Annotated in this window: 8 protein-coding genes; 6 read left to right on the forward strand and 2 right to left on the reverse strand. The window is 68.1% G+C overall.

What is annotated here, in order from left to right; genetic code table 11:
* On the forward strand, nucleotides 1–250 hold a 250-nt coding region (locus VMJ70_16325), incomplete at its 5' end, for a hypothetical protein (GenBank protein HTO92699.1).
* A 102-nt stretch (nucleotides 251–352) separates the two neighbouring features.
* Here the strand turns inward: VMJ70_16325 and VMJ70_16330 are convergent.
* Together VMJ70_16330 and pal are read right to left on the reverse strand one after the other, a co-directional pair.
* On the reverse strand, nucleotides 353–2,191 hold the full coding sequence (locus VMJ70_16330) for a chloride channel protein (protein ID HTO92700.1): 1,839 nt from the start codon (nucleotides 2,189–2,191) through the stop codon (nucleotides 353–355).
* A gap of 7 nt (nucleotides 2,192–2,198) precedes the next feature.
* Complete coding sequence (pal, locus tag VMJ70_16335; protein HTO92701.1) at nucleotides 2,199–2,750, reverse strand: peptidoglycan-associated lipoprotein Pal; 552 nt, start codon at nucleotides 2,748–2,750, stop codon at nucleotides 2,199–2,201.
* A 141-nt stretch (nucleotides 2,751–2,891) separates the two neighbouring features.
* Between pal and VMJ70_16340 the strand changes: the two genes are divergently transcribed.
* The 5 genes from VMJ70_16340 to VMJ70_16360 all read left to right on the forward strand — a co-directional run.
* On the forward strand, nucleotides 2,892–3,533 hold the full coding sequence (locus VMJ70_16340) for a helix-turn-helix domain-containing protein (protein ID HTO92702.1): 642 nt from the start codon (nucleotides 2,892–2,894) through the stop codon (nucleotides 3,531–3,533).
* Between the two features lie 26 nt (nucleotides 3,534–3,559).
* Complete coding sequence (locus tag VMJ70_16345; GenBank protein ID HTO92703.1) at nucleotides 3,560–5,026, forward strand: NCS1 family nucleobase:cation symporter-1; 1,467 nt, start codon at nucleotides 3,560–3,562, stop codon at nucleotides 5,024–5,026.
* A gap of 135 nt (nucleotides 5,027–5,161) precedes the next feature.
* Nucleotides 5,162–6,964 (forward strand): alpha/beta fold hydrolase, encoded by a 1,803-nt coding sequence (locus VMJ70_16350; GenBank protein ID HTO92704.1) that lies wholly within the window; start codon nucleotides 5,162–5,164, stop codon nucleotides 6,962–6,964.
* Between the two features lie 81 nt (nucleotides 6,965–7,045).
* A complete protein-coding gene (locus tag VMJ70_16355; GenBank protein ID HTO92705.1) occupies nucleotides 7,046–8,110 on the forward strand; it encodes an AI-2E family transporter in 1,065 nt (354 codons plus the stop codon).
* Between the two features lie 79 nt (nucleotides 8,111–8,189).
* Nucleotides 8,190–8,820, forward strand: a 631-nt coding sequence (locus tag VMJ70_16360) for a rhomboid family intramembrane serine protease (GenBank protein HTO92706.1), incomplete at its 3' end; no start/stop codon positions are given.

Below are 8,820 nucleotides of genomic sequence, written 5' to 3' on the forward strand. Positions count from 1 at the left end.
CGGGCACGTGAAGCTCTACGTGAACGACAAGGTGGTGGCCCAGGGCCCGATGCGCACCCAACTGGGCAAGTTCACCCTGGCCGGCGACGGCCTGTGTGTGGGCTTCGACAGCGCCGACGCGGTGAGCCACCAGTACAGGGCGCCGTTCGCCTTCAGGGGCGGCACGATTCAGGTAGTGGGCGTCACCGTCGAGAAGGCCGCCTACCTCGACCTCGAGCAGGAGGCGAAGCGGGTGATGATGGGAGAGTAATACCGGCAACCTTTTCCGAAAGCGCGGCGACCTCGACGGGACGCTTCCGGCGTGTCGCCGCGTTCTTTGGAGGGGTGACGACTCCGCACCGTCCCCGGACGGTCAGGATCGCGAGGGTGAATCAACCGGCCCGTCGTGGCCGAGGCGCCGATCGGCGTAGGCGGCCATCACGTCACGGCGGGAAAGAATTCCCAGGACGCGTCGCGGATCGGCGTCGTCCACCACCGGCAGGTCTTCGACGTCGAGGCTCATGAGCCGCTGCAGCCCGTGGTCGAGGTCGTCGCCGGGGGAGAGCGTGGCCCGGGGCCTTGAAGCGAGGTCGTGCGCGATTGCCGCGGAGTCCCGGCCGTGTTCGTCCAGGAATTCGCGGACCTGCGCCAGCCGGATCAGCCCGGTCATCCGCCCTTCGGCATCGACGACCGGGAAGCAGTGCTGCGAGGAGCTCATGCAGGCCCGAATCACGTCGCGCAGCGGCGCCGTTTCCGGGAGTTGGTGGAGCGGCCTCCCGCGGATCACGTCGCGAACGCGCATGGATTTCAGCACGCCACCGAGAATCGCGCCGCGGTGGGCGGGCGACTCGAGCCGGCTCGGCACCTGGCTGCGATAGAGCGTCCAGCGTCGGGCCAGCAGGTACGACAGCGAGCACACCCACAGGGACGGCAGCAGCAGCTCGTAGTTGCCGGTCATTTCGGAGACCATCACCAGCGTCGAGATCGGAGTGTTGGCGGCGGCGGCGAAGAAACCCGCCATGCCCACCGCCACGAAGGCGCCCGGTTGCGTGACCACGTTGGGCATCCACTGCTGGGCCAGCAGTCCCACCGCACCTCCCAGCGATCCGCCGATCACCATCGAGGGGCCGAACACGCCACCCGACCCACCGGATCCGATCGAAAATCCCGTGGTCACCATCTTGCCGAACGCGATCAACAGCAGAATCGCCAGCGGGACCTGCCCGAGCAGCGCGCCCTGAACCGTGCCGTAGCCGAACGAGAGCACGTCGAGCGAACGGGCATCGTGGGCCAGCCGGAAGGCGAGCCATCCGATCAGGCCGGTCAGCAGTCCTCCCAACGCCGGCTTCAGCACCTTCGGCATGCGCAACCGCGCGAACAACGCGTGGGTGCCGTAGAACACTTTGACGAAGAGGCCGGAAGCGAGCGCCACCACGAGCGCCAGCAGCGAATAGGGCAGGAGCTCGGCCGCGGAGCGGAAGGTGAAACGTGGAGTTGCGAACAGGGAGCCGAATCCAAACTTCAGGGAGAACACGCAGTAGGCGACGATCGTGGCGATGGCGGCTGGGATGATGACGTCGGACTCGAACTCGGGATCGGAGTAGAGCACTTCGGCAGCGAACAGGGCGCCGGCCAGCGGCGCGCGAAAGATGCTACCGACACCCGCGCCCACTCCCGCGCCGAGCAGGATTCGCCGATCGCGTTCGTCGAGGCCGAGGCGGGTCGCGAGAAACGATCCGAAACCGGCGCCGATCTGCGCGATCGGACCTTCGCGGCCGCCCGAGCCGCCGGTTCCGAGCGTGATCGCCGAGGCGATGGTCTTCACGATCGGCACGCGACCGCGAATCACTCCGCCTCGCCGATGAAACGCGTCGACCGCCTCGTCCGTCCCGTGGCCGGCCGCCTCGGGCGCGAAACGCTGCACGAGGATGCCCGTCACCAGCCCACCCAGGGTGGTCACCAGGGGTATGAGCCACGGACGGAACAGGGCGTGGGTCGCGTGGAACAGCGCGCGCTCGCCGGAGGGGCCCTCCATGCGGAGACCGGCCACACCGTCCAGCGCCACATGCTGGAACCACTGACAGAGGTACTGAAACGCGATCGCGCCGAGACCGGCCACCACTCCCACCAGGGAGCTCAGGAACAGCACCCGGCCGACGGTATGGAGCTGCCATTTCTCCGCCTCACGGCCGATCCGGCGAAATGGGCTCACTCGTCGGCTACGATCGAATCGGGGCGCCCACCAGCGCGACCCGGGCCCTGCGGTTCTGTTGCCAGCAATCTTCCTCGTGTTGGGTGCAGAACGGGCGATCCTTTCCGTAGGAGACGGTCGTGATCCGCGAGCCGGCGATCCCGGCGGCCTCGAGGTAGTCGCGCGCTGCAAACGCGCGCCGCTCGCCCAGCGCCTGGTTGTACTCCTCGCTTCCGCGCTCGTCGCAGTAGCCCTCGAGGCGGACCTGTTCGTCCGGGTGGTCACGAAGCAGCTGCGTGTCCCGATCGAGCGCCTCGCGAGCATCGGTTCGGAGCGAGGCGGAATCGAAATCGAAGAAGGCGTCGTTCAGTTGCGCCTGACTCAGGCCGGGCGCCGGGACCGGAGGCGCGGGAGCCGGTGGGGGAGTCGCCTTCGGCGGCGCGGCGGGCGTGGCCGTCGTCGGCGCAGCCGGAGGAACCTCGCTCGCGACTTCCTTGGGATGATGGGCGCAACCGAACCCGAGCATGCCGAACACCAGAGCCATGGCCGGAACGCCTGCTTTCGTCGAGAGGGTGCTCATCGGAGACCTCCTGCTGAATCCGCCCTGCAGCACACGCGGCCTGGAGGAGTTGACGGCCCGGTCAAGCTAAGCAAAACTGACCTGCTGGTCAACTTTGATCGGGTAACGGATCGGTCATATCTCGGTCAGGAGACGTTCAGGATGGGGACCCGGGCCTCGCTCCCGCCCTCGGTGCAGGGGCGTCGCGAACGGCGCAAGCACGTGACCCGCCGGGAGCTGCTCGCGGCGGGCCGGCGTCTGTTCGCCGAGCGAGGCCTCTACGAGTCGCGCATCGAGGATCTGTCGCGGCGGGCGGGGATCGCGAAAGGCACGCTCTATGGCTACTTCGCGAACAAGCAGGAGCTGATCGAGGCGGTGGTGAGGAGCGGCTTTCACGAACTGCTGGAGCGAGTTCAACGTGCCGCGCAGGAAGCGCGCACCCGACCCGAGGCCATCGAGCGCGTCACCGAAGCGCATCTCGCCTTCTTTCGCGACAACCCCGATCTGATGCGCGTGTTCCATCAGGTGCGCGGGCTGCTCAAATTCGATCGGCCCGGGCCGCGCCCGCTTCGCCGCGTGCTCGGCCGCTACCTCGACGGTCTCGCGCAAGTGCTGGCGCTTCGCCGCTCGGGCCGGCGCGCTGCCGGCGTTCGCGATCTCGACCTCGCCATACTGCTGTTTGGCACGGTATCTGGGGTAACCTCGGTGCACGCTTCGGTGGACGGTCGCGCTCTGACCAGGATCGAATCGCGAGCCGCACGTCGAGCGATCGTACGCATGGTGCAATCGCTCGACGAGCGCTGAAGCGACAGGACCCCGAGGGCAATCCGATGAGTTCGAATCAACGCGAACTGGCCGACGGTCGGGTCGAGCTGACGAACAGCGCCCCAATCGAGGGCAGCCCGCTCTACAACGCCGATCTCGCCCCGATTCCCGCGGCGCGCCGCACCTGGACCACCTACAACTACGCCGCGCTCTGGATCTCGATGGCGCACTGCATCCCCACGTACATGCTCGCGTCCGGGCTCATGGCGCAGGGCATGAGCTGGCAGCAGGCGTTGTGCACGATCCTCCTCGGCAACAGCATCGTGCTGGTGCCGATTCTGCTCAACTCGCACCCGGGCACCAAATACGGCATCCCGTTCCCGGTGTTCGCGCGCGCCGCCTATGGGACCTCCGGCTCCAATCTTCCGGCGCTGATGCGCGCGCTGGTGGCGTGCGGCTGGTTCGGCATCCAGGCGTGGATCGGCGGCGAGGCCCTGCACACCTTCTTCACCGCCGTGATCCCGGCGTGGCCCGGCCTGCTGGGGGCCGGGTTCGGCGGCCACTCCACCACCGAGTGGCTCTCGTTCCTCCTGTTCTGGGGGCTCAACATCTGGATCATCTACCGTGGCATGGATCTGCTGAGGAAGGTCGAGAACTGGGCCGCGCCCTACGTTCTGCTCGTCACTCTGGCGTTGCTGGTGTGGGCGGTGCGTGCGGCCCATGGGTGGGGGCCGCTGCTCGCCCAGCCGGGCAAGCTCGCGACCTCGGCCGAATTCCTGCGCGTGTTCTGGCCTTCGCTCACGGCGATGATCGGCTTCTGGGCCACGCTGTCGCTCAACATGCCCGACTTCACTCGTTTCGGACGCAGCCAGCGCGAGCAGGTCGTGGGGCAGACCGTGGCGCTCCCGACCACGATGTTCGCGTTCTCGGCGATGGGCGTGATGATCACGAGCGCGAGCGCGATTCTCTACGGCGAAGCGATCTGGGATCCGGTGAAGCTGGTCGGCAAGTTCCACAATCCGCTGGTGGTGGGATTCGCGATGTTCTCGGTCGTGGTGGCGACGCTCGCCGTCAATATCGCCGCCAATGTCGTCTCGCCGGCCAACGACTTCGCCAACGCGCTGCCGCGCTGGATCAGCTTTCGGACCGGCGGACTCATCACCGGTCTGATCGGCATCGCGATGCAGCCGTGGCGCCTGCTGGCCGACCCGCGCGGCTACATCTTCGCCTGGCTGGTGGGCTATTCGGGCGGGCTCGGCTCGATCGCCGGCGTATTGATCGCCGACTACTGGATCGTCCGCCGGCGCCAGCTCGACCTGACCGATCTCTATCTCCGCGATGGCCGCTACGGCGGCTGGAACCCCGCTGGAGTGATCGCGACGCTGCTCGGCTGCGCGCTCGCCTGGGGCGGTCTGGTGATCCCGGCGATCCGCCCGCTCTACGACTACGCCTGGTTTGTGGGCTTCTTCGCGGCCGGGCTCGCGTACCTCGCCCTGGCAAGAGGCCGGCAGCCGAGCGCGCTTCGAGGCTGAATGCGGCTCGCCGCCCGCGAGCGGCACGTGAACGCTTCGCCCACCTGTCGAGCGGCGTCGTCAGCTGGGCGACGTGCAAACGAGCCGGCGATGCCCCGGGGCGCGGGCTCGCTGCCATTGGTGTAAATTGTTCGGATGCCGCTCAGCGTCGGCACCCGTCTCGGCCCCTACGAAGTGCTCGCTCCGCTCGGAAGCGGGGGCATGGGAGAGGTGTATCGTGCCCGCGACTCGCGTCTCGGTCGCGAGGTCGCGGTCAAGGTGCTGCCCGAGCATCTCGCGATCCAGCCCGAGGTCCGCAGCCGCTTCGAGCGCGAGGCCCGCGCGGTCTCGGCGCTCAATCACCCTCACATCTGCGTTCTGCATGACATCGGGCACGACGGCGGCCGGGATTACCTGGTGATGGAGCTGGTCGACGGCGAATCCCTCGCCCGGCGGCTCGAGCGCGGCGCGCTGCCGGCCGCCGAGGTGATGCGCATCGGGGCACAGATCGCCGACGCCCTCGACCGCGCCCATCGCTCGGGCGTGGTCCACCGCGACCTCAAGCCCGGCAACATCATGCTCTCGAAGTCCGGCGCCAAGCTCATGGACTTCGGGCTCGCTCGCGTGACCGGGCACGAGCCGGCGTTCGTGGGCCCGGCGGGCGCGGCGGCGCAGACCCATTCGCCGACCGTGGCCCAGCCGCTCACCACCGCGGGCCAGATCGTCGGCACGTTCCAGTACATGGCGCCCGAGCAACTCGAGGGCAAGGAGGCCGGCGCGCGCAGCGACCTGTGGGCGCTGGGCTGCGTGCTCTACGAGATGGCCACCGGCCGCCGAGCGTTCGAGGGCGCGAGCGCCGCCTCGCTGATCTCTTCGATCATGAAGGACGAGCCCCGGCCGATGGCCGAGCTCTCGCCGCTGGCGCCGGCGCCGCTCGATCGAATGGTGCGCGCGTGTCTGGCCAAGGATCCCGATCAACGCTGGCAGTCGGCGCACGATCTGGCGATCGCGCTGCGCTGGCCGGCGAGCGAGAGCGGCGCCGCCACCGACAAGCCCGGCGCGGTCGAGCGCCACTTCGTGCTCACCGCCGCGCACGTGCGACAGCTCGCCAACCGCAGCCCCCGGCTGGTCGGCTACCCGGTGAGTTTCATGGACAATCGCGTCGACTCCGACGTGCTGGTGGTGCTGCTGCACGGGGTGGGCGCGGACAACGGCCGCTTCGAGAGCGTGGTCGGGAACTCACGCCAGCGCGCGGTGGCGATCACGCTGGTCGGTTTCGGACGGCGCGAACCCAATCGGCCGATCCTGGGGCTCGACGATCACTCGCGCGTGCTGCGCGTCCTGCTCAAGGAACTGGTGGCCGAGGTGCGCCCCCGGAAGACGTTGCTGGTCGGTCACTCGGCCGGCGCCGATCAGTTCCTGCGCATGCTGCACGACGAGCCCGGCGCCGGCGTCGAGGTCAACGGCCTGGTGGCGCTCGGCCCCAACGTCAGCCTCGCCACCTGCTTCGCCACCCGGCTCTACGCACGGATCGACGCCAGCAATCCGGCCGAGACGCTGATCGCGCTCAAGACGCTCGCCAAGGACATCGACTCGCTCGAGACCTGGCTGGTGGTGCAGAACTACCTGTCGCAGACGTTCATGAAGCTGGGCTCGAGCCTCGAACCGCTCCAGCGCTACGCCGCCGATCTGGTGGCGCCGTTCGAGCAGCCCGGCGACCCGCTGGCCGACTGGTACCGATCGGCGCGGCGGAGGATTCCGCACGTGCGCTTCGTGTTCTCGAACGAGGAAGCGGCCGAGGCCGAGGCGTTGCTGGCGCGCCATCTCGAGACCAACGTGCTGGGCGATGACTTCACCGAGGACTCCTTCGTCCTCGAGCCGGTGCACCACATCGCGCTGCTCGACCCCGAGCTGATCTCGCGCCACATCGAGGCGGTGCTGAAACAGTCGGCGGAGTGAGCGGAGCACCTGCCCAGCGCCACGCCACGACGCCGCAATTCGACATCGCCCGCGTCCCACGAGAACGTGTAGCCTACCGACATGACGAGTTCGGTCGGGTCGGCGCGGACGATATTGCTCGCGTTCTCGATCACAATCGCGATCCTGGTGTGGGCGCTGCGTGATGTCGCCCTGCTGGTCGGCTACGCCGTGCTGGTCGCCTACGCGCTGCTTCCCGTCGTACGAGCACTCGCGGCGATTTCACTCCCGGGCGGGCGACATCTTCCGCGCCGAGTGGCGGCGGCAGCGGTGCTCCTCGCTCTCCTGGGGGTTATCGGCGGCGCGCTGATACTCGCAGCGCCCCGGGTGGTCGCGGACGCGGAACAATTCGCTTCGAGTGCTCCACAGGTGATGGATCGCATGCTACAGAGTCTGCGCGCGATTGCCGCCGAGCGCGGCCTCGGCGATGGGCTCGAATCCTTGATCCGGAGCGTTCGAACCAACTCGGGCGATCTCCTGCGAGGCCTCGGTGGCACGCTCGCCGGAGCGGCGGCCCGCTCGATCGGCGGCCTGAGCTATCTGCTGGGGCTCGCGATCCTCCCGTTGCTGGCGTTCTATCTGTTGGCCGATTCCGCCGCCGTTCAGTCGAATGCGCTGAGCTTCGTGCCGCTTCCGGTGCGCTCCGAGATCGTCCGGCTTGGGCGCAGCGTCGACCGCGCGCTCGCGGCGTACATTCGCGGACAGGCTGTCGTATGCATCGTCATGGGCACGGCGATCGGCATCGTCTTGTCCGCCCTCCATCACCCGTCCGCAGCGCTTCTGGGAGCCATTGCCGGCCTCGCGGAGATCATTCCCTTCCTCGGCTCCGCGATCGCCGCGATCGCGATCGTCCTGGCGGGCGCGACGGTGTCCTGGTCGCATGCGGTGGTCGGGGTCCTCGCGTACGTCATCGTCAACTGGGTGATCGGCACATTCGTCACCCCGAGAGTGATGGGCCGCTATCTGAAATTGCACCCGTTCGTGGTGACCGTGAGCGTGCTCGCCGGCGCACGACTCCTTGGCCCCGCCGGCGCGCTGCTGGCGCTTCCGGGCGCCGCCGTGATTCAGGCGATCATCGCCGAGCTGGCCGAGGAGGACGGTTCGCTCGTCAAGAATCCATCGGCGTGATGCGTCTGGCGTTGCCCACTTCGTCAGCCCTCGCGCATCAAGCCGCCCGACTCATCAACGTCGCTCGAAGGAGGAATCCGTGGCCGTCATCCCACTCGGTGATGCTTCGCGACGCCCCCTGAAACCGCCGGTTGCCACGGCGGCGATCATTCTCCTCAACCTCGTGATGTTCGGGTTCGAACTTGCGGGCGGCGAGTCGTTCGTCGCTCGGTGGTCGGTCGTCCCCGCCCACCTCTCCGCAGGGCAGGACTGGATCACGGTCCTGACCGCCATGTTCATGCACGCCAGCTGGTCGCACATCATCGGCAACATGATCTTTCTCTGGGCCTTCGGCCCCGAGATCGAAGACGCGTTGGGCCGATTCGGCTACCTCGTCTTCTACCTGCTGGGCGGAGTCGCCGCCATGCTGGCTCAGGTGGCTGCGAATCCGCAGTCCTCCGTGCCCAACCTGGGCGCCAGTGGCGCAATCGCAGCGGTGATGGGCGCGTTCCTGGTGGCGTTCCCGGCCGACCGCATTCGCAGTCTGCTGGTCATCTTCGTGTTCGTGCGCGTCCGACTCATTCCGGCCGCACTCTTCATCGGCGTCTGGTTCCTGACCCAGCTCGTCAACGTCGGCGCGGTGGCCCAATTGCCTGCGGGAGGCGTGGCCTACCTCGCGCACGTTGGCGGCTTCCTGTTCGGCGCTGTCACCATGCGAATGCTCGAAGCGA

The organism is Candidatus Sulfotelmatobacter sp., assembly GCA_035498555.1.
Lineage (GTDB): Bacteria > Eisenbacteria > RBG-16-71-46 > RBG-16-71-46 > RBG-16-71-46 > DATKAB01.

Bases quoted from the DNA above. Each gene is read 5' to 3' on its own strand.
- VMJ70_16345 (HTO92703.1), top strand. From the start codon at position 3,560: ATGAGTTCGAATCAACGCGAACTGGCCGACGGTCGGGTCGAGCTGACG.
- VMJ70_16340 (HTO92702.1), top strand. From the start codon at position 2,892: ATGGGGACCCGGGCCTCGCTCCCGCCCTCGGTGCAGGGGCGTCGCGAA.
- pal (HTO92701.1), bottom strand. From the start codon at position 2,750: ATGAGCACCCTCTCGACGAAAGCAGGCGTTCCGGCCATGGCTCTGGTG.
- VMJ70_16350 (HTO92704.1), top strand. From the start codon at position 5,162: ATGCCGCTCAGCGTCGGCACCCGTCTCGGCCCCTACGAAGTGCTCGCT.
- VMJ70_16355 (HTO92705.1), top strand. From the start codon at position 7,046: ATGACGAGTTCGGTCGGGTCGGCGCGGACGATATTGCTCGCGTTCTCG.